Source organism: Burkholderia sp. 28_3 (genome assembly GCF_003253915.1).
In the GTDB taxonomy this organism is placed as follows: domain Bacteria; phylum Pseudomonadota; class Gammaproteobacteria; order Burkholderiales; family Burkholderiaceae; genus Burkholderia; species Burkholderia cenocepacia.
The window spans coordinates 251,705-272,405 of the sequence record NZ_QKZF01000003.1 but is presented as its reverse complement, the minus strand read 5'-3'; the positions used below and the strand labels follow the sequence as shown (position 1 = coordinate 272,405).

Below are 20,701 nucleotides of genomic sequence, written 5' to 3'. Positions count from 1 at the left end.
GGCCGCACGGCCGTTGTGCATCGCGCAACGCAGGCCCGGCGGGCCTGTGGAAGCGCGTCGACGCGCATGCTGCGGCGCACGCAGCCCGATCATGACCAATATCGGCGTGCCGCGCAAGCCGGGCCGTTCGTGCAGCAAACCGGTAAACTGATGCGCAAACCGCAACGTCACGAATACCATGCTGATCAACTGTGCTGCTTACCAGGACGGCCGCAAGCTGGCCGATATCGACATCGACGCCATCAGCGATTACGTGTCGAAGCCCGAATGCTTCGTGTGGGTCGCGCTGAAGGACCCGACGCCCGAGGAAATCGACCTGATGGGCGAGGAGTTCGGCTTGCACGAGCTGGCGCTCGAGGATGCCCGCAAGGGCCATCAGCGGCCGAAGATCGAGGAATACGGCGATTCGCTGTTCGCGGTGCTTCACACGGTCGAACTCGACGAGGACGACGAATTCAAGGTCGGTGAATTGAATGTGTTCGTCGGCCCGAATTACGTGCTGTCGATCCGCAACCATACCGAGCACGATTTCCGCGACGTGCGCAAGCGTTGCGAGCGCGAGCCGCACTTGTTGCGGGAGGGTTCGGCGTTCGTGTTCTACGCGTTGATGGACCAGGTCGTCGACCGGTATTTCCCGATCCTCGAAACGCTCGGAGCGGAACTCGAGGAACTCGAGGACCGCATCTTCGCGAAGGCGACGCCGGCGTCGTCGCGCGCGATCATCGAGGATCTCTATTCGCTGAAGCGCCGGCTCGTGCTGCTGTACCAGCACACGGCGCCGCTGATGGAGCCGCTCGCGAAGCTCACCGGCGGGCGCGTGCCGCAGGTCTGCAGCGGGATGGCGGCTTACTTCCGCGACGTGTACGACCATCTGCAGCGGATCGTGAAGACGATCGAAGGGCGTCGCGAGATGGTCGTCACGGCGATCCAGGTCAACCTCGGGATGATTTCGCTCGCGGAGAACGAGGTGACCAAGCGGCTTGGCTCGTTCGCCGCGCTGTTCGCGATACCGACGATGATCGCCGGCATCTACGGGATGAACTTCGCGAACATGCCCGAGCTGCACCTGAAATACGGGTTCTACGGCTGCATCGCGGTGATGGCCATCGCCGACCTCGCGCTGTGGTGGCGTTTCAAGCGGGCGGGGTGGCTGTAGTCCGGCTTCAGGCCGGACGCGGCGCGTGCTTGCCGATCACGACGCGCCACGGCCGCACGCGCCACGATTTCACGAGGCCGTTCTGCACGTACGGATCGGCGCGCGCGAACGATTCGGCCGCTTCCGGCGAATCGCCTTCGAACACGAGCACGGCCTGGTCGGCCGGGTCCGCCAGCGCACCGGCGAGCACCAGTTCGCCGCGCTCGGTCGCCGCTTGCGCGAGCGCGAGATGCTGGGCGCGGAACGGTTCGCGCCGCGACAGGTAATCGTCGACGAGTTCGTAGATCAACTGGTAATGCATGATCGCTCCAGGAGTCGGTTTCTGCCGCGGGAGGGTGAGCGGCGGGATCAGTATAGGGCAGCGGGAAAGCCGTGGGCGGCGTGGGTTTGCCGGTTGTGACGACGGGCATTCGCGGGTTCGTTTTTTGAACGACGCATCCCGGGCGGTATCCCGATGTCCTTCTTAAAACGCAACTAACGGTCAAGTTTCTCAACCTGGGCAAATTGGCGGGCACGACCGCATTTTTCCTTCGCACTGCCTGAAATCTGCCTGCAGAAATGAGGGTCGGCCAAGCGTATTCCGGGGCCGGATTCCGCATGCCGGCGAGGGCGGACGAAGGCCTTGAAAGCGAGCCGGGCCATGTGGGCGGGCGCTGCACGAGGGCATTTCCATTGGCCCGGAATGCGACCTATGCTGAACGAACCGGGAGCGAACGCCGTTCGCCCTTTTCGTCCGATTCGCCCAGACGAGGTGCGCCATGCCGGTCTCAGCCACCCTGCAGGATTGCCTGCGCCAGAAGTCATCGCGGTACGAAGTCGTGTACCACCCCTATAGTCATACGAGCATGGAGACGGCCGCCGCCGCGCATATTCCCGGCGATCGCCTCGCGAAAACCGTGCTTCTCGAGGACGCCGAAGGCTACGTCGCGGCTGTATTGCCGACGACGCACGCCGTGCGCCTGTCGGATCTCTGGGTGAAGACGGGGCGCCATCTCGTGCTCGCCCGGGAGGTCGAGTTGCGCGAATTGTTCAAGGATTGCGACATGGGCGCGCTGCCGCCGGTCTGTATGGCGTACGGGATGAAGACGTTTCTCGAGGAGCGCCTCGCGCAGCAGCCGGAAGTCTATTTCGAGGCCGGCGATCATGAAGCGCTGATTCACATGATGCAGGACGAATTCCTGATGCTGATGGAGACGGCCGAGCGCGCGCATTTTTCGCACCGGATGCAGGGAATGATGTTGTCCTGAGCGATGCGGGTCGTGTGTCGATGAAGCATGCGCGGGCATTTTCCCACCGGGCTCGGTGAGGCGGCGATGCCCGTGCGTGAAGAGAGGCGGGCTCCCGTGCCCCCAGCTTTATCCGTCGCCGGAAGATACGTTCGTTATGCAGATCATCGTGAGGATTGAGTGGTTGGCGAATGTTTCCATATATTGATTTGCAATCCTATTAAAAGTAACGAAGATCGACCGTACGGATATCTCCTGAACAGGACCCGCCTGCATGAAAACGGTCAATCGGCTTCAATTCATGCATCGGACAATGAAGCGCATCCGGCGTTGCTCATTCCGGAGTGCACCGATTCGGTGTGCTGGCACTAAATTGGTGATTATTTTGGATAGGCACTGAATTAGTGCGATAACCATACAAAAAAATTACTAAATTAATGGGAAATGATTGGCGAAGTTTACTAACTCGTTATTCGAGTGAGGCCTCCAAACTTTGTATTCAAGTATCAAATAAAGTTTGACGCCCGGATTTTTTCCTTGCTATCTTCTGCACCCAAGACGAACGGCCTGGCTGACATCAGCGTGTAACGAAGATCCAATCGTCATACGAGAAATGTGCCTGTGTCGACGCGACTGGCAATTGCCTGACCACGCTGGTGCGGATGGACGCCGGATAGGGCGGCTATCCCGTTGCGGTTGAAACGATTCCTTGAAATTGAATAAATCGGTATCCGAAGTCGATGTTTTCAATTCGGATTGCCAATTGAATTAAAAATGAAATTTCGGGGTGAGACGGAGACGGAACCGACCCGGTTCCGGAGCCGGCCATCATCGCGAAACTGGGCGATTCGCTTGGGGGAAGGATAGTGGGCATGAAAGTCGAAGAGCATCTGGTTGCTTCGAACAGCGGACTGGCCACGCTGGGCCGTCCGCGGGAATTCGGCAAGAAGCAGCAGAATCCGGTGCGCCGTTTCGGCGGCATCGCAGTCGTCCTCCTGTTGCATGCAGTGCTGATCTACGCATTGCTCAATGGCCTCGCGACCAAAGTCGTGCAGGTGATCCAGCATCCGATCGAAACCCGCATCATCGAGCCGGTGAAGCCGCCGCCGCCCCCGCCGATGCCGGTCGTCAAGCTTCCGCCGCCGAAGTTCGCGCCGCCGCCGCCGCCGTTCGTGCCGCCGCCCGAAGTGCCGGTGCAGGCACCGCCGCAGCAGGCGACCATCACGCACCAGTCGGCACCGGTGCCGTCCGCGCCGGCCGTACAGGCGCCGGTCGTCGCCCCGCCCGCGCCGGCCAAGCCGGTCAGTCACGAAGTGGGTGTCGTCTGCCCGAATTCGGACTCGATGCGCGCGTCGATGCAGTACCCGAAGGAAGCGCAGGAAAACAACATCACGGGTGACGTGACGATCGAGTTCGTCGTGGATGCGGAAGGAAACATCACGAACGAACGCGTGGCCCAGTCGGCCGACCCCGTGCTCGATCGTGCGGCCTACAACACCGTGAAGCGGTTCAAATGCGTGGCGCAAGGCCAGGCGGTACGGGTGCAGGTGCCGTTCTCGTTCAACCTGAATTGATGCAGTGGGCGGTCCGGCGGGAGCCGGACCGGTGAAAACCGGCTTGAACCTAAATCGTAAGTTCAACGAAAGAATTGGAGTGGGGTATGACGAAGCGTTCTCTGGCCGCGCTGGCGGCAAGCCTGTTGATGTCCGTCGCCGCAATCGACGGGCTCGTTGCACCGCAACTCACTTACGCGCAAGCAAGCGGAACCGCGGCGACATCCGACGCGTCGACGCCGGCCGCGGCGCCGACGCAGGCGCCCGCTGCCGCCGAGCCGGCCCCACCGCCGGCGCCGGCCACGACCGAAGCGGTCGAGAATCCGTATGGGCTCGGCGCGCTCTGGAAGAACGGCGACTTCGTCGCGCGCTTCGTGCTGATCCTGCTCGTGATCATGTCGATGGGCAGCTGGTACATCATGATCACGAAGTTCGTCGAACAGTTGCGCGCGAACCGCCGTGCGAAACTCGCCGACGCGCAGCTCTGGAGCGCGCCGTCGCTGGCCGAGGGCGCGAAGCTGCTCGACGAGGCGTCGCCGTTCCGCTTCATCGCAGAAACGGCGATCGAGGCGGGCGAGCATCACGACGAGGCGCTGCTCGAAGCCGTGGACCGCAACACGTGGATCGACGTGTCCGTCGAGCGCTCGATCACGAACGTGTCGAACCGCATGCAGGACGGGCTCGCGTTCCTCGCGACGGTCGGCTCGACCGCGCCGTTCGTCGGGCTGTTCGGCACGGTCTGGGGGATCTATCACGCGCTGACGGCGATCGGGATCGCGGGCCAGGCGTCGATCGACAAGGTCGCGGGCCCGGTGGGCGAGGCGCTCATCATGACGGCGATCGGCCTGGCGGTCGCGGTGCCGGCCGTACTCGGCTACAACTTCCTGGTCCGGCGCAACAAGTCGGTGATGGAGCGGGTCCGCAACTTCGGCGCCCAGCTGCATACCGTGCTGCTGGCTGGCAGCAAGCGTCCCGCTCGCGTGCCGTCGCCCGCCGCGTCGCTCGTGAACTGACCGGCTGACGGAGGCGCGCGATGGGCATGAACGTCGGACAGGACGAAAGCGACGAGGTGATCGCGAACATCAACACGACGCCGCTCGTCGACGTGATGCTGGTGTTGCTGATCATCTTCCTGATCACGATTCCGGTCGTCACGCACACGATCCAGCTGCAGTTGCCGAAGGAGGTCGTGCAGCCGCTGCAGACCACGCCAAAGAGCGTCGAGATCGCGGTGAACCGCGACGGCGATTTCTTCTGGGGTGAGCAATTGGTGGACGCATCGACGTTGCTCGCGAAGCTGAAAGGTGTGTCGCAGCAGCAGCCACAGCCGAGCGTGCACGTGCGGGGCGACCAGAACACGCGCTACGAGTTCATCGGCCGGGTCATCACGATGTGCGAGCGGGCGGGTATCGCGAAGGTGTCGTTCATCACGGAACCGCCGGCGCGTGGTGGTTAGCGGCGCATGGGGGCGGCACACGCGCCGGTTCTGATTGATGGTGGAGCAGGGATCTGAGTAAGCGCTAAAGCGCTAACTCAGATCGACAGGAGCAGATGATGGGAATGAACGTGCCTTCGGGCGGGAGCAGCAGCGAGCCGGACGTGATGGTCGACATCAACACCACGCCGCTGATCGACGTGATGCTGGTGCTGCTGATCATGCTGATCATCACGATCCCGATCCAGATGCATTCGGTGAAGATGGACCTGCCGGTGGGGAACCCGCCGCCACCCGCCGCACCGCCGGAAGTCGTGCAGATCGACATCGACTTCGACGGCACGACGACGTGGGACGGCGCTCCGGTGCCGGATCGCGCGGCACTCGAGGCGAAGCTGACGGAAGTCGCGCACGAGCCCGTGCAGGCGGAGATCCATCTGCGGCCGAACAAGCTGGCGCCGTACAAGGACGTGGCCGCCGTCCTGGCGTCCGCGCAGCGCGTGGGCGCGACGAAGATCGGCCTGGTCGGCAACGAGCAGTTCATGCAATGACGAGGCAGGCCAACCGATGAACCAGCGACGATGGAAACGGATGGTGGCGCTGACGGCGCTCGGTGCGGCCTGCGCGCTCGGCCGACCGGCGTGGGCGGCCGACGCGTTGCGGCCCGATGTGGCGAAGCCGCTGGCGGCGGCGCAGGACCTGTATCGCGCCCACAAGTATCGCGACGCGCTCGGCAAGATCGCGCAGGCGGCCGCCGTGCCCAATCGCACGCCGTATGAAACCTACATGGTGGAGGCGACGCGCGGCGCGGCGGCGATGGCGGCCGGCGATACCGGCGTGGCCGCGCAGGCCTACGAAACCGTCCTGAACTCGGGGCGCCTGTCGGGCGAGGACGAGCAGCGGACGACGGCGGCGCTCGCGGGAATCTACTTCCAGCAGAAGAACTATCCGCAGGCGATCCGCATCGCGCAGCGCTACCTGAAGGCGGGCGGCACGGACCCGGAAATGCGCACGCTGCTTACGCAGTCGTATTACCTGTCGAACGATTGCGGCCAGGTCGTGAGCCAGTTGAAGGCAAGCGCGGACGCACAGGTGAAGGCCGGCCACGCACCGGACGAAGGGCAGTTGCAGATGCTGGCGACCTGCGCGCAAAAGAGCAAGGATGCCCGCGCCTATCGCAGCGCGCTCGCCATGCTGGTGGCTTATCACCCGAGCCCCGCGTACTGGGAGGAAATGGTCTCGGCGATTCGCGGCAGCCCCGGTTACCTGTCGTCGCTCGACCTCGACATCTACCGGTTGCGCAGGGCGACGGGCGCGCTGACGACGGCCGACGCCTTTATGGAGATGACGCAGCTCGCGCTGGTGGCGGGCACGCCGGCCGAAGGCAGGCAGGTAATCGACCAGGGGTTCGCGTCCGGCGTGCTGGGCAAGGATGCGCAGGCGGACCGAGAGAAACGACTGCGGGCGCTGGCCGACAAGCGCGCGCAGTCGGGCGCGGACGCTGCCGATCCGGTGGCGCCGATCGACGCCGGCATGAATCTGGTGTTCGCGGGCCACGCGGCGCAGGGACTGTCGATGATGGAGCAGGTGATCGCGAAGGGCGGGCTCGAGCATCCCGATGTGGCGCGGCTGCGGCTCGGCGAGGCGTACTACGTGGCGGGCCAGAAGGCGCATGCGGTCCAGGTGCTGCGGACGGTGAAAGGCGCCGACGGATCGGGGGATCTGGCGAAGCTCTGGATGGTCGTCGCGTCGCGGTAGCGCAACGCAAGAGCGCGACGGCGTGTGACGCGCACGCGATCGACAAGCAGCGTGACGCGGCGGAAATACAAGTGCTTGACGGTCAGGCATGAAGAGAAAGAGGGGCAATTTTGTTAATTAGTAAACCGAATGAAATATGCAAAGGTCGTCCGGCCATGGGGCGGCGGCACCGAGCCGCACCGCGCGCCGGCTGCACGCAGCGGCAGTGCGCGGCCGGGTATCACGTCGTGCCGGTCGCGTCATCGCATCGGCCAAGGATCGCCGACATCAAACCGGTTTCGACTGCGAGGCTCCGCACTTCCATGACTGTGCCCCCTGATGAGTCGGTTCTGGTCGCGGTATCGCTAGGCAACAAGATCCGGGCGCTGCGCCAGCGCCTGAAGCTCACGCTTGACGAGACGGCCGGGATCGCGGGCATTTCGAAGCCGTTCCTGTCTCAGGTAGAGCGTGGGCGCGCGACGCCGTCGATCACGTCACTGGTCCGGATCGCGCAAGCGCTGGGCGTGACGATGCAGTACTTCATCGACACGCCGACGGAAGCGCGTTCGGTGTGCCGCAGGAACGCGATGCAGTATTTCCAGTTCGCGAACTCGGCCAGCCTGTTCGCCAGGCTGACGAACCTGGTGGATGGTCGCAAGCTCGACGCGATTCTCGTCAGGATGCCGACGGGGCAGTCGCCGTCCGAGATAACGACACACGCGGGCGAGGAGTTCGTCTATGTGATGCGCGGGCAGGTCGCACTGACGCTCGAGGATTGCACGTTCACGCTGAACGAGGGCGATACCGCGCACTACGAATCGACGACGCCGCATGCATGGCACAACACGGCCGATGAAGAGGCGGTGATCGTCTGGGTCGGCACGCCGAGGCTGTTCTAGCGGAGGCGGCAGATGCCGCACGCCGCGATGCCAGAGAATTACCCGGCCGATGGACGGCAGCACGTAGTACGTCGCGCGAACAGTTTCGTTGCCGCAGGGCTGGACTCGTCATCCATCGAATCGGAAGCAGCAGAAAGTGCGTTCATTACATGTAGTAAGTATGACGAATTAAATATGGAAAGACGGTGATGCCGAGTGGCACGGGTGACCCGAGGCCGATCCGTTCGAGTCATGGCAGTCGGAAGAGTGGCTATCGCGGGTTCCGTTACACGGGAACCCAGGACACGCAAGGAATTCACAAGGTACCGGCGCGCAGCAGACGGGGTCTTACTACGAGCGAGAGGGAAGAAGATGAAGCAGAGAGTTTTGGCGTTGGCCATCAAGAGGATGGTCTGGGCGGAACTGGCGCTGACGGCCGCGCTGGTGCCGCCGGCGTTCGCCCAGAGCCAGCCGGCGCCGGGCGCCACATCGATTGCGGATGCGGTCGCGAACGGCGCCCCCATGACCGTTGCACAGGCGGACGGTGCGGCGCGCGCTGTCGCTGCCACGGGTGCCTCGGCATCCGGTGCGGCAGCCGAGGCGACGCCTGCCGCGCCCGGCGCCAACGGACAGGGCAAGGTCACGCAGATCAAGCGGTTCGAAGTGACGGGTTCGCTGATCCGGCAGGCCGACAAGGTGGGCTTCAACCAGGTTCAGACCGTCACGAGCAAGGACATCGAGAACAGCGGTCAGACCAGCGTCGCTGACTACCTGCGCAGCACCTCGGCGAACTCGGCAAGTAGCTGGAGCGAAGGTTCGACGAACAGCTTCGCACCGGGCGGCGCAGGTATCGCGCTGCGCGGTCTTAGCGAGAAATACACGCTGGTGCTGATCGACGGCATGCGGGTGTCGCCGTATGCGTTCGCAGTGAATGGCAGCGATCAGTTCTTCGACCTGAACACGCTGCCGCTCAACATCATCGACCGTATCGAAATTGTCAAGACAGGCGCGGTGTCTCAGTATGGTTCCGACGCAATCGCGGGCGTGGTGAACATCATCACGAAGAAAAATTTTCAGGGTCTCGAATTGGGGGGCAGCTACGGTGGTGCGACGAACGGCGAAGGCGGCCAGGGCACGACGAAGTTCAGCATCCTGGGCGGCTTCGGCGACCTGAACGCCGACCGTTTCAACGTGACCGCCGCGCTTAGCTACTACAAGTCGAACGGCATCTCGATCGCCGATCGCGACACGACGCAGAACCAGAACTTCTCCAATTTCCCGGGCGGCCTGTCGAACCAGAGCGTATCGTACTGGCGCAATCCGGCCACCGGCGCGAAGGTGCCGCTGAGCCCGTGTCCGAACGGAGGCCAGGCCGTGCCGGGCACCTCGGTTGCGCAGGTCAACGGTCCCGGCACGGTCTGCGCAAACAACACCGCGTACGCATCGTCGCTGTCGCCGTGGACTGAACGCCTGAGCGCGAAGGTGCATGCCGACTTCAAGATCACCGACGCGATGCAGGCGTTCGCCGATCTCTGGGAAAGCAACAATACGACGGTCACGAACAACTTCGTCGGCCGCCTCGGCAACAGCACGCAGACCTATGATCCGGCGACGGGCGGTCTCACCCCGATTTCGAACCTGGTGCCGGGCAGCAACCCGTATAACCCGTTTGGCGTGCCGGCCAAGCTGGTCTACGCATTCCCGGCCACGCAGGCCGTGCATACGAGCTCCAACTTCTGGCGTGCCGCGACGGGTGTGAAAGGCTCGTTCAGCACGCCACGCGTGGGTGATTGGGATTGGACAGCGTCCTACACGCATTCGCAGAACACGGTTTCGAACAACTATTCGAACCTGATCAACGCGGCCGCACTGGAAAATATTGTCCAGAACGGCGTGTTCAACTTCGCCGATCCATCGTCGACCCCGAACGGGTTGAACGGGTTGTACGGAAGCACGTCGACACAGGCCATCACGAAGCTCGACGCTGTCGACGCGACGCTGTCTACGCCGAACCTGTTTACGTTGCCCACGGGCAACGTCGGCCTGGGTCTCGGTACGCAATTCACGCACCAGAGCCAGTACATCGGTACGGGCGCGGACTACGCGAACGGCACGCTCATCCAGCCGTCGCTGCAATCGGTCAACGGCGAGCGCAACGTCGCGGCGGTCTACTACCAGATCGACATTCCTATCCTGAAGAACTTGACGTTCAGCCAGTCGGGGCGCTACGACCACTACAGTGACTTCGGCGGAGCGTTTTCGCCGCGCTTCGCGTTGCGCTTCCAGCCGATCCGCGAGCTGACGATGTACGGTTCGTACAACCGTGGCTTCCGCGCACCGACGCTGATCGAAAATACCTCGTCGAGGACCTACGGCGCGCAGGGCGCGGTCGATTCGAACGATCCTAACAACCCGAACGCATACAACCTCGTTGAGGAAGTGCAGACCGGTAACAGCAAGCTGCAGCCGGAGCGGACCAAGAACTACAACATCGGCTTCCAGCTGTCGCCCACCCGCAATACCGATTTCGGCTTCGACTGGTACAAGATCCACATCGACAACGTGATTGGCACGGAAGACATCCAGACGGTGATCGACCAGAATGATCCGTCGAAGGTGATCCGTAACCCGAACGGCACGATCGCATATGTGCTGCTGCCATATATGAACCTCTCGTCGCTCGATACGGATGGCTTCGAGACCACCTTCCGCCAATCGGTGTCGACCAAGATCGGCACTTTCACGCTGTCGGGTGACTGGGCCTACGTGTGGCACTTCAAGATGCCGGTGGGCGGAGAGTCGACCGACTTCGCGGGCAACAACGGGTCGCTGAACGAGCCGTTCGGCGGCAGTTTCCCGCGCTGGAAGGGCAACACGAGTCTGAACTGGAACTACCACAACCAATGGAACGCGACGTTGACGTGGATGTTCACGGGGCCGTACAGCCAGGCCATCCTGTCGCCGGGCCAATATCCGAACATGCAGGACAGCGTGGCTTCGTACAGTCAGTTCAACCTGATGGTCAGCTACACCGGCTTCAAGCACTGGACGATCTACGCGGGCATCGACAACATCTTCAATCGTGCGCCGCCGTTCGACCCGGTTTATATGAACGCGAGCTACCAAACGGGCTACGACACGTCGCTGTACACGTATGTCGGTCGATTCGCGCAGGTGGGCGCGACCTACAAGTTCTGATGGCGATTGCGATGCGCTGACAGGTTTTAGACCGGCCGCTCCACGTCCACCTCCCCATTTTTTGGAGCGGCCCTTTTTCGCCTGGCGCCACGGCGGCCCTCAACCGGGACATGCGGCGATGCAGTTTGCAGGATCGTTTCCAGCACGAACAACCAGTGGGATCCAGGTGGCACCCGGCATCCTGCACAGGAATCTACCGCGGGCAGGCATCGCGCCCGCACGCTTTCGGACAGACCGACCATGAAACTGTTGAAATGGCGATGGGCAGGCGTGCCGCGCGCGGCGCTGTTCGCGTGCGCCGTGCTGCTCGTGTCGGGTAGCGCCATGCCACGTGCGGCGCTCGCGGTGTCGGCGATCGCGCAATACGACCAGCCCAAGTACCTGGCCAATTTTACGCATTTCGATTATGCCGATCCCGACGCGCCGAATGACGGCACGCTCAACTTCGAAAACTACGACGAAGCACAGAGCTACGACTCGCTGAACCCGTTTCTGACCCGCGGCTCGCCCGCGCCGGACATCAAGAACCTGATGTTCGACACGCTGATGCAGCGCAGCTGGGATGAACTCGCGTCCGAATACGCGCTGATCGCCGACGACGTCGAGGTGGCGCCCGACGGGCTCTCGGCCACGTTCCACATCAATCCGGCCGCGCGCTTTTCGAACGGCGACGCAATCACCGCGGCTGACGTCAAGTATTCGTTCGATACGCTGACGAGCCCGCAGGTATCGCCGCTCTACAACGCGCAGTTCTCGATCATCAAGCGCGCAGTGGTCGTCGACAGCCACACGATCCGCTTCGAATTCAAGCACGCGGAGCGCGACGCCGCGCTGATCGCAGGCGACCTGCCGGTGTTCTCGCCGAAGTGGGGGCAGCGCGCGGACGGTACGCGGCCGGCGTTCGACCAGATCGCGAACGAGCCGCCGATCGCGAGCGGCGCGTACCTGATCGAGCAGCGCAGGAACGACAAGCAGATCGCGTACGTGCGCAACCCGCACTACTGGGCAGCGAATCTGCCGTCGCGGCGCGGGATGTTCCGTTTCACGCGCGTGTCGTTCAAGCTGTACCTCGACCAGTACACGGCGCTCGAGGCGTTCAAGGCCGGCGATGTCGACGCGCGGATGGAGTACAGCTCGACGCAGTGGGCGCGCAAGTACGTCGGCAAGAATTTCAGCAACGGCATGCTGAAGAAGGGGGAATTCCCGGACGGCCCCGCGCAGATGCAGGGCTTCCTGATGAACCTGCGCAAACCGATGTTCCAGGACGTGCGCGTGCGGCATGCGCTCGCGCTGGCGTTCGACTTCGACTGGATGAGCCGGATGATGTTCTACGGACAGTACCGCCGCACCAACAGCTTCTGGGACGCGAGCCCGTTCGCCGCGTCCGGCATGCCGAGCGCGAAAGAACTCGCGCTGCTCGAACCGTACCGCTCGACGCTGCCGCCGGAGGTGTTCGGGCCGATGGTCAAGCAGCCGTCGACGCTGCCGCCGGGCTCGCTGCGCGCGAACCTCAGGCAAGCGCGCGACTTGCTCGCGCAGGCCGGCTGGCACTATCGCGACGGCGCGCTGCGCGACGCGAACGGCACGCCGATGACGATCGAGATCATCGACGACCAGCCCGGCATGGATCGCCTGATCCTGCCGTACACGCAAGCGCTCGCGACGCTCGGCATCCATGCGTACCTGCACGAGATCGACAGTGCGCTCTACCAGAAGCGGCTCGACAATTTCGAGTACGACATGACGACGTATATCTACCCGCCGGTGACGATCCCCGGCGCGGAGCTGACACGCCGTTTCGGCAGCGAGGCCGCGTCGCAGCCCGGCTCGGAGAACTATCCGGGCGTGAAGTCGAAGGCCGTCGATGCGCTGATCCGCGCGGCGCTCGCGGCGAATACGCTCGACGATCTCGAGACGGCCACGCACGCCCTTGATCGCGTGCTGATCAACCTGTACGTACTGGTCCCGCAGTACTACATGCCGAACGCGCGGATCGCGTACAAGACGACGCTCGGCCATCCGGCGGTCGTGCCGGCTTCCTATCAGTACGAGGACTGGATCGTCGACTACTGGTACGGGAAGCGGCCGGCGGTCCAACCCGCTCCGGCGGCCTGACGGAGAACAACCATGCTGGCATACATACTCAGGCGCCTGCTGTTGATGGTCCCGACGCTGATCGGCGTCGTGACGATCACGTTCGCCGTCACGCAGTTCGTGCCGGGCGGCCCGGTCGAGCAGGTGCTCGCGCAATTGCGCCACGGCAGCACACGCGGCGGGGAGGCGAGCGGAGGCGGGGGCGGCTACCACGGCAGCCAGGGTGTCGACCCGCAGCAGATCGAGCAGATCCGCAAGCAGTTCGGCTTCGACAAGCCGCCGCTCGAACGCTACGTGCTGATGCTGAAAAGCTATGCGACGTTCGACCTCGGCCAGTCCTACTTCGCGCACCGCAGCGTGTGGGCGGTAATCCGCTCGAAGCTGCCGGTGTCGATCACGCTCGGGCTTTGGACGGTGATCCTCACGTATCTCGTGTCGGTGCCGCTCGGCATCGCGAAGGCGGTGCGCAACGGTTCGCGGTTCGACACCGTGACGAGCGTGCTGGTGCTGACCGGCTACGCCGTGCCGGGCTTCGTGCTCGGCGTGCTGCTGCTGATGCTGTTCGGCGGCGGCACGTTCTGGCAGGTATTCCCAATGCGCGGGCTCACGTCGGACAACTTCGACGACCTGACGCTGATCGGCCAGACGCTCGACTATCTGTGGCACATGGTGATGCCGGTCACCGCGTCGGTGATCGGCAATTTCGCGATCGTCACGATCCTGACGAAGAACACGTTCCTCGACGAAATCGGCCGGCAATACGTGCTGACCGCGCGCGCGAAAGGGGCGCCGGAGCGCGACGTGCTGTGGAAGCACGTGCTGCGCAATGCGGCGATCCCGCTGCTCACCGGGTTGCCGGCCGCGTTCGTCGGGGCATTCCTGAACGGCAACCTGCTGATCGAGACGCTGTTCTCGCTCGACGGGATGGGGCAACTGTCGTACGACTCGGTGATCCGCCGCGACTATCCGGTCGTGCTCGGCTCGCTGTTCCTGTTCACCCTGATCGGTCTGCTGACCAAGCTTATCGCGGATATCTGCTATGTCCTCGTCGACCCCCGTATCCAGTTCAGCCGCCTGGACCACTGATCCAGCGTGCGCGCCGTCGCCGTCGCCGTGGCGGCGCACGTGGCAGCGCTTTCGTGCGCAGCCGCTCGGCTATGCAAGCCTCGCGATCTTCGCGACGCTGTTCGTGCTCAGCCTGTGTGCCGACGGTCTGTCCAACGATCGGCCGCTGCTCGTGCGCTACGACGGGCACTATTACTTTCCGATTGTGAAGGACTATCCGGAGACCGAGTTCGGCGGCGACTTTCCGGCGAAGACCAACTATCTCGACCCGTACATTCGCGCGAAGATCGAGGCAAGCGGCAATTTCGCGATCTATCCGCCGAATCGCTACCGCTACGACACGATCGACTATTTCGCATCGCGGCCGTATCCCGCGCCGCCGTCGGCGAGCAACTGGCTCGGCACCGACCAGTTCGGGCGGGACGTGTTCGCGCGACTGCTGTACGGGTTCCGGCTGTCGGTGCTGATGGCGTTCGCGCTGACCGTGTCAGGGGTGCTGGTAGGCGTGCTGACCGGCGCGCTGCAGGGCTTCTACGGCGGCCGCACCGACCTGATCGGGCAGCGCCTGATCGAGATATGGAGTGCGTTGCCGGACCTGTACCTGTTGATCATCTTCGCATCGATCTTCACGCCTTCGCTGTGGTTGCTGTTCATCTTGCTGTCGATGTTCGGCTGGCTCGTGCTGTCTGATTACGTGCGCGCGGAGTTCCTGCGCAACCGCGCGCTCGACTACGTGAAGGCCGCACGCACGATGGGGCTGTCGAACTGGCAGATCATGTGGCGGCACGTGCTGCCGAACAGCCTGACGCCGGTGATCACGTTCCTGCCGTTCCGGATGAGCGCGGCGATCTTGTCGCTGACGAGCCTCGACTTCCTTGGCCTCGGCGTGCAGCCGCCGACGCCGAGCCTCGGCGAACTGCTGCAGGAAGGCAAGAACTACCTCGACGCGTGGTGGATCTCGATCTCCGCGTTCGCGGCGCTCGTCATCACGCTGCTGCTGCTGACCTTCATGGGCGACGCGCTGCGCAACGCACTCGACACGCGCTCGCGCGGCTCGGCATTCGGCGGGGAGCGATGATGGCGAATGCGTTGCTTCAGATCGACGGGTTTTCGGCGCGCTTCGGTACGAAGGCGGCCGTGCAGGACCTGAACCTGTCGGTCGGCCGCGGCGAGCGGGTGGCGCTCGTCGGCGAATCGGGGTCGGGCAAGAGCGTGACGGCGCTGTCGATCCTGCGCCTCGCGCAGCAGGCGACGCTGTCGGGACGGATGCTGTTCGACGGTAAGGACCTGCTCGCGAAGACCGAACGGCAGATGCGCGGGATTCGCGGCGCCGACATCGCGATGGTGTTCCAGGAACCGATGACGGCGCTGAATCCGCTGTATACGATCGGCAAGCAGATCGCCGAGAGCCTGCGGCTGCACGAGGGGCTGCGGCCGGGCGATGCGCGGGAGCGGGGGATCGCGTTGCTGCGGCGCACCGGGATTCCGGAGCCGGAACGGCGCATTGACAGCTTTCCGCATCAGTTGTCGGGTGGGCAGCGGCAGCGCGCGATGATCGCGATGGCGCTGGCATGCCGGCCGCGGCTATTGCTGGCCGACGAGCCGACGACGGCGCTCGACGTGACGGTGCGCCAGCAGATCGTCGATCTGCTGATCGATCTGCAGGAGCAGGAGGCCGCCGCGCGCGGGATGGCCGTGCTGCTGATCACGCACGACCTGAATCTCGTGCGGCGTTTTGCGCAGCGCGTGGCCGTGATGGAGCAGGGCGTGCTCGTGGAGACGAACACGACCGACGCGCTGTTCTCCGCGCCGCGGCACGCCTATACGCGCCGGCTGCTCGACAGCGCCCCGCAGCGGGACGTCGAGCCGGTCGCGGCCGGCGCGCAGACGATTCTCGACGTGCAGGACCTCGCCGTCGATTACCGCGTCGCGGCGAAGGGCTGGAGCGCGGTGCTCGGCAAGACGACGTTCCGCGCCGTGCACGATGTGAAGTTGAACCTGAGGCGCGGCGAAACGCTGGGAATCGTCGGCGAATCGGGCTCGGGGAAATCGACGCTCGCGGCGACGGTGCTCGGCCTGCAGCGGCCGGCCGCGGGCTCGATCGAAATCGACGGCATGCCGCTGGACGCGCTGCGGACGACGGGCGGCAGGCGCGCGCTGTACGGCAGGATGCAGGTCGTGTTCCAGGATCCGTTCGGCTCGCTGTCGCCGCGCATGACGGTCGAGCAGATCGTCGGCGAGGGGCTCGCCGTGCACCGGCCGCAGGTAGCCGGCGCCGCGCGGCGCGCGCGGGTCGCCGCGCTGCTGCAGGAGGTCGGCCTGCCGGCCGAAGCGATGCTTCGCTATCCGCACGAATTTTCCGGCGGCCAGCGCCAGCGCATCGCGATCGCGCGCGCGCTGGCGGTGGAGCCGGAGCTGCTGGTACTGGACGAGCCGACGAGCGCGCTCGACGTGTCGATCCAGAAGCAGGTGCTGAATCTGCTGACGAATCTGCAAAAGAAGTACAAGCTGAGCTACCTGTTCATCACGCACGATCTCGCGGTGATGCGTGCAATGGCCCACCGGGTCGTGGTGATGAAGGCGGGGCGGGTGGTCGAGGAGGGCGATACGCTCGACGTGCTGCATGCGCCGTCCCATCCGTATACACGCGCGCTGCTCGCGTCGTCGATGCTGGCTCCGGTGCGCGGCACACAAGAGAGAACCGATGATTGACGTGAACCGGGCGAAGTACGCCCAGGCCGCCCACACGCCGTGCGGCGGCGCCGACGGTGATGCCGTTTCGCGGTCCCGCGCCGAAACGCCGGCGGTTCGCTGACACATGCCGATGCCATCGTTCTTCATCGATCGTCCCGTCTTTGCGTGGATCGTTGCGCTCGCAATCGTCGTCGCAGGCATGCTCGCCATTCCGCAGCTTCCGATCGCGCAATATCCGCGGCTTGCGCCGCCGCGGGTCGTGATCACGGCCGCGTATCCGGGCGCGTCGACCGAGACGGTCGACGGCGACGTCGGCAGCATCATCGAGGAAAGCCTCGACGGCGCCGACGGGCTTCTGTATTACGCGACGAGCAGCGACGGTCACGGCAATCTCGAGATCGACGTCACGTTTTCGCCCGGCACCGATCCGGACATCGCGCTCGTCGACGTGAACAACCGGCTGAAGCAGGTCGAGCCGCGGTTGCCGCAGCAGGTCGTCCAGCAGGGGATCGGCGTATTCAAGGCAGCGAACACGTTCCTGATGCTCGTCACGCTGACGTCGACCGACGGCACGCGCGATTCCGCGCAACTCGGCGATTACCTGAACCGCTACGTGCTGCGCGAACTGAAGCGTGCGCCGGGCGTCGGCGCGGCCGAGCTGTGGGACGCCGGCGAGGCGCTGCGGGTCTGGCTCGATCCGAACAAATTGCGTGAATACGATCTCGGCGCCGATGACGTGATCGCGGCGATCGGCGTGCAGAACGCAACGGTGACGGCCGGTGCGATCGGCGATGCGCCGTTCGAGCGCGGCCAGCAGCTCACCGCGACGATCGTCGTCAAGGGACAGCTGACGTCGCCGGAGGAGTTCGGCCAGATCGTGCTGAAGTCGAAGCAGGACGGTTCGGTGGTGCGCGTCGCCGACGTCGCCCGTGTCGAAATCGGCCGCGACGACTACTCGTTCTATTCACGGCTGAACGGCCGGCCGGCGGCCACCGTCGGCATCCAGCTCGGCCCGCGCGGCAACGCGCTCGAAACCTCGAACGCGATCCGTGCGCGGCTTGCCGAACTGTCGAGGGTATTGCCGCCGGGCGTGGCGATGGAGATTCCGTTCGATGGCGCCCATTTCGTGACGATCGCGATCCGGGAGGTCGTGCTGACGCTCGTCGAGGCGGTCGTGCTGGTGTTTTGCGTGATGTGGCTGTTCCTGCGCGATCTGCGTTACACGCTGGTGCCGACCGTCGTGATTCCCGTCACGCTGATGGGTGCGTTCGTCGCGATGTGGGCGTTCGGACTGTCGATCAACGTGTTCACGATGTTCGGTCTCGTGCTGGCGATCGGCATCCTTGTCGACGATGCGATCGTCGTCGTCGAGAGCGTGCACCGGGTGATGGAGGAGGGCGTGTCGCCGCGCGACGCCACGCGCCGCGCAATGAAGCGGATCGGCGGTGCGATCGTCGGGGTGACCGCGGTGCTGACCGCCGTATTCGTGCCGATGGCGTTTTTTCCGGGCGCCGTCGGCGGCATCTACCGGCAGTTCGCGGTGGCGATGATCGCATCGATGCTGGTGTCGTCGTTCATGGCGCTGTCGCTCACGCCCGCGCTGTGCGCGAACCTGCTGAAGCCGGTCGCGCGACACGACGGCGGAATCGGCCACGCGCGGCGACGTGGCATCGGCACGCATCTGGCCGACTGCTTCGGTGCGTTCTTCGCGCGCGTCGAATCCGGTTATCGCCGTCTCGCCGTGTTCGCCGTGCGCCGCACCGGCATGATCGTGGCGGTCTACGCGGCGCTCGTGATCGCATGCGGGCTGCTGTACTGGATGATGCCGGGCGGCTTCCTGCCGACCGAGGACCAGGGGCAACTGCAGGTGATGATTCAGCTGCCGGCGGGCGCCACGCAGGCGCGCACGCTCGCGGTCGTCGAGCGTGTCGAGGCGATCCTGCGCGCGGAGCCGGCGATCGCGAACGTGACGAGCGTGATCGGCTGGAGTTTCGCGGGCAGCGGGCAGAACGTCGGGATGGCGTTCGTGGAGCTGAAGGACTGGGCGCGGCGCGACGTCGACGCGATGGCGTTGCGCGACCGGCTCAACGGGCGTTTCGGAACGATCCTCGACGGCGACGTCGAGGCGTCGCTGCCGCCGTCGGTGCGCGGCATCGGGCATTCCGACGGATTCACGTTCCGGCTCGAGGATCGCGGCGGCGTCGGGCTCGATGCGTTGAAGGCGGCTCGCGAGCAGTTGTCCGGACGAGCGAAAGCGGATCCCTTGCTCGCCGCCGTGCATTTCGAAGACCTGCCGGACGCGCCGCGGATCGAACTCGATGTCGATCGTGCGAAGGCGTATGCGCTCGGCGTGCCGTTCGAGCGAATCGCGGGCCTTCTGGGCGGCACGTTCGGCTCGAACTACATCAACGATTTTCCTGCATCGGGCCGGATGCGGCGGGTGGTCATCGAGGCCGACCCGGTCGCGCGCGCGACCGATGCGCAACTGATGGCGCTGACGGTGCCGAACCGCACCGGCGACATGGTTCCGTTGTCGGCCATCGCCGCGCCGCACTGGACGGTCGGCCCGGTGATGCTGAATCGCTACAACGGCTATCCGTCGCTCGACATCAGCGGCCGCGCGGCGACCGGCACGAGTTCGGGCGCGGCGATGGCGGAGATGGAGCGGCTCGCCGGCGCACTGCCAGTCGGGATCGGCTTCGACTGGGTCGATGCGGCGCGCGAGGAGCAGGTTGCCGCGCGGCAAACACCGCTGCTCGTCGGGCTGTCCGTGCTCGCGGTTTTCATGGCGCTTGCCGCGCTGTACGAAAGCTGGAGGGTCCCGCTGTCCGTGCTGACGATCGTGCCGCTCGGCATGATCGGCGCGATCGCGGCGGCGCTCGCGCGCGGGATGCCGAACGACGTGTATTTCAAGGTCGGGATGATCACGGTGGTCGGGCTGGCTGCGAAGAATGCGATCCTGATCGTGCAGTACGCGCGCGATCTGGCCGGGAGCGGCGTGCCGTTGCGGCAGGCGGTGGTCGACGCGGCCGCCGCGCGATTCCGGCCGATCATGATGACGTCGATGGCGTTCCTGCTGGGCGTCGTGCCGCTCGTGCTGGCGACCGGCGCGGGTGCGGAAAGCCGGCGGTCGATCGGCACGGGTGCGTTCGGGGGCGTGCTCGCCGCGACGATGTTCGGGCTCGTGTTCGCGCCGGTGGCGTTTCGGGTGGTGGTATCCGTAGGCCGGCGCGGGCGGCATGCGGCGGTGACGAAGCGCGACGTGCAGCGCGTGGAAACGGCTGAAAATCTGGAGATCGATTGATGGTCGCGACGGGGCGTTGGCAGTGCGATCACGGGATGACGGCTGCGCGACGCCAAGTACGTGCTCGAAGGGATGAGCTATCAGGAGTCCGATCTGTTGATCGCGGAACACTATGCCGACACGACGGGATTCATCGATCACGTGTTCGGACTGTTTCTATGCCAAGGATTCGTGTCTCCTCTCTGGTAAACAAAAAAATTCGGGCTGGCGAGTACCGGCCGCGTGCTCCATTGCGGCGCATGCGCGAGCGGATGAAAAAGGCAGCCGCACAAGGAAGACAGAACAACGGTAGCGGCGTATGAACCATATCGATTTTTATTCGGCACCAACCGGGTGCGTCCATTGCACCTAAACAAAGTTA

16 protein-coding genes are annotated in these 20,701 nt (G+C 64.5%); 15 read left to right on the top strand and 1 reads right to left on the bottom strand.

Annotated features, from left to right (window positions below; all coding sequences use genetic code 11):
- Positions 1–178: 178 nt before the first annotated feature.
- A complete protein-coding gene (gene corA, locus DFS13_RS09240; protein ID WP_006475972.1) occupies positions 179–1,156 on the top strand; it encodes a magnesium/cobalt transporter CorA in 978 nt (325 codons plus the stop codon).
- A 7-nt stretch (positions 1,157–1,163) separates the two neighbouring features.
- Here the strand turns inward: corA and DFS13_RS09235 are convergent, their stop codons facing one another.
- Entirely contained in the window at positions 1,164–1,457 is a 294-nt protein-coding gene (locus DFS13_RS09235) for a YciI-like protein (RefSeq protein ID WP_006481522.1), read from the bottom strand.
- A gap of 457 nt (positions 1,458–1,914) precedes the next feature.
- Here DFS13_RS09235 and DFS13_RS09230 point away from each other — a divergent pair, with 457 nt between their 5' ends.
- The 14 genes from DFS13_RS09230 (at position 1,915) to DFS13_RS09165 (ending at position 20,529) form a co-directional block, all read left to right on the top strand.
- Positions 1,915–2,403, top strand: coding sequence for an aminoacyl-tRNA deacylase (locus tag DFS13_RS09230; RefSeq protein WP_059723782.1), 489 nt, complete (start codon positions 1,915–1,917; stop codon positions 2,401–2,403).
- Positions 2,404–3,254: 851 nt separating this feature from the next.
- Complete coding sequence (locus DFS13_RS09225) at positions 3,255–3,956, top strand: energy transducer TonB (RefSeq protein ID WP_006481523.1); 702 nt, start codon at positions 3,255–3,257, stop codon at positions 3,954–3,956.
- A gap of 86 nt (positions 3,957–4,042) precedes the next feature.
- Positions 4,043–4,948, top strand: coding sequence for a MotA/TolQ/ExbB proton channel family protein (locus tag DFS13_RS09220; protein ID WP_006497223.1), 906 nt, complete (start codon positions 4,043–4,045; stop codon positions 4,946–4,948).
- A 20-nt stretch (positions 4,949–4,968) separates the two neighbouring features.
- A complete protein-coding gene (locus DFS13_RS09215; protein ID WP_011549764.1) occupies positions 4,969–5,391 on the top strand; it encodes a biopolymer transporter ExbD in 423 nt (140 codons plus the stop codon).
- A gap of 98 nt (positions 5,392–5,489) precedes the next feature.
- Positions 5,490–5,921, top strand: a complete 432-nt coding sequence (locus tag DFS13_RS09210; RefSeq protein ID WP_034201745.1) for a biopolymer transporter ExbD — start codon at positions 5,490–5,492, stop codon at positions 5,919–5,921.
- Positions 5,922–5,937: 16 nt separating this feature from the next.
- Positions 5,938–7,128: a tetratricopeptide repeat protein gene (locus tag DFS13_RS09205; RefSeq protein WP_034201746.1), complete on the top strand. Its 1,191-nt coding sequence runs from the start codon at positions 5,938–5,940 to the stop codon at positions 7,126–7,128.
- Between the two features lie 302 nt (positions 7,129–7,430).
- Positions 7,431–8,006: a helix-turn-helix domain-containing protein gene (locus DFS13_RS09200; protein WP_006491080.1), complete on the top strand. Its 576-nt coding sequence runs from the start codon at positions 7,431–7,433 to the stop codon at positions 8,004–8,006.
- A 351-nt stretch (positions 8,007–8,357) separates the two neighbouring features.
- Positions 8,358–11,183 carry a TonB-dependent receptor gene (locus DFS13_RS09195; RefSeq protein ID WP_034178613.1) on the top strand — a complete coding sequence of 942 codons (2,826 nt, stop codon included), beginning with the start codon at positions 8,358–8,360 and terminating at the stop codon, positions 11,181–11,183.
- Between the two features lie 240 nt (positions 11,184–11,423).
- Positions 11,424–13,298, top strand: a complete 1,875-nt coding sequence (locus DFS13_RS09190) for an extracellular solute-binding protein (RefSeq protein WP_060264970.1) — start codon at positions 11,424–11,426, stop codon at positions 13,296–13,298.
- A 12-nt stretch (positions 13,299–13,310) separates the two neighbouring features.
- Positions 13,311–14,363, top strand: coding sequence for a microcin C ABC transporter permease YejB (locus DFS13_RS09185; protein WP_034201748.1), 1,053 nt, complete (start codon positions 13,311–13,313; stop codon positions 14,361–14,363).
- Positions 14,317–15,420: an ABC transporter permease gene (locus DFS13_RS09180; RefSeq protein ID WP_006491079.1), complete on the top strand. Its 1,104-nt coding sequence runs from the start codon at positions 14,317–14,319 to the stop codon at positions 15,418–15,420. The genes DFS13_RS09185 and DFS13_RS09180 overlap by 47 nt, the downstream gene beginning before the upstream one ends.
- On the top strand, positions 15,420–17,054 hold the full coding sequence (locus DFS13_RS09175) for an ABC transporter ATP-binding protein (RefSeq protein ID WP_111441664.1): 1,635 nt from the start codon (positions 15,420–15,422) through the stop codon (positions 17,052–17,054). The genes DFS13_RS09180 and DFS13_RS09175 overlap by 1 nt, the downstream gene beginning before the upstream one ends.
- A gap of 112 nt (positions 17,055–17,166) precedes the next feature.
- Entirely contained in the window at positions 17,167–20,340 is a 3,174-nt protein-coding gene (locus DFS13_RS09170; protein WP_034201939.1) for a multidrug efflux RND transporter permease subunit, read from the top strand.
- 42 nt (positions 20,341–20,382) lie between these two features.
- Positions 20,383–20,529: a Tn3 family transposase gene (locus DFS13_RS09165; protein WP_256870190.1), complete on the top strand. Its 147-nt coding sequence runs from the start codon at positions 20,383–20,385 to the stop codon at positions 20,527–20,529.
- The last annotated feature ends 172 nt before the right edge of the window (positions 20,530–20,701 follow it).

Coding starts and splice junctions, on each gene's coding strand:
- DFS13_RS09225 (WP_006481523.1), top strand. CDS start 3,255: ATGAAAGTCGAAGAGCATCTGGTTGCTTCGAACAGCGGACTGGCCACG.
- DFS13_RS09210 (WP_034201745.1), top strand. CDS start 5,490: ATGGGAATGAACGTGCCTTCGGGCGGGAGCAGCAGCGAGCCGGACGTG.
- DFS13_RS09230 (WP_059723782.1), top strand. CDS start 1,915: ATGCCGGTCTCAGCCACCCTGCAGGATTGCCTGCGCCAGAAGTCATCG.
- DFS13_RS09170 (WP_034201939.1), top strand. CDS start 17,167: ATGCCATCGTTCTTCATCGATCGTCCCGTCTTTGCGTGGATCGTTGCG.
- DFS13_RS09200 (WP_006491080.1), top strand. CDS start 7,431: ATGACTGTGCCCCCTGATGAGTCGGTTCTGGTCGCGGTATCGCTAGGC.
- DFS13_RS09235 (WP_006481522.1), bottom strand. CDS start 1,457: ATGCATTACCAGTTGATCTACGAACTCGTCGACGATTACCTGTCGCGG.
- DFS13_RS09180 (WP_006491079.1), top strand. CDS start 14,317: ATGTCCTCGTCGACCCCCGTATCCAGTTCAGCCGCCTGGACCACTGAT.
- DFS13_RS09190 (WP_060264970.1), top strand. CDS start 11,424: ATGAAACTGTTGAAATGGCGATGGGCAGGCGTGCCGCGCGCGGCGCTG.
- DFS13_RS09215 (WP_011549764.1), top strand. CDS start 4,969: ATGGGCATGAACGTCGGACAGGACGAAAGCGACGAGGTGATCGCGAAC.
- corA (WP_006475972.1), top strand. CDS start 179: ATGCTGATCAACTGTGCTGCTTACCAGGACGGCCGCAAGCTGGCCGAT.
- DFS13_RS09220 (WP_006497223.1), top strand. CDS start 4,043: ATGACGAAGCGTTCTCTGGCCGCGCTGGCGGCAAGCCTGTTGATGTCC.
- DFS13_RS09205 (WP_034201746.1), top strand. CDS start 5,938: ATGAACCAGCGACGATGGAAACGGATGGTGGCGCTGACGGCGCTCGGT.
- DFS13_RS09175 (WP_111441664.1), top strand. CDS start 15,420: ATGGCGAATGCGTTGCTTCAGATCGACGGGTTTTCGGCGCGCTTCGGT.
- DFS13_RS09185 (WP_034201748.1), top strand. CDS start 13,311: ATGCTGGCATACATACTCAGGCGCCTGCTGTTGATGGTCCCGACGCTG.
- DFS13_RS09195 (WP_034178613.1), top strand. CDS start 8,358: ATGAAGCAGAGAGTTTTGGCGTTGGCCATCAAGAGGATGGTCTGGGCG.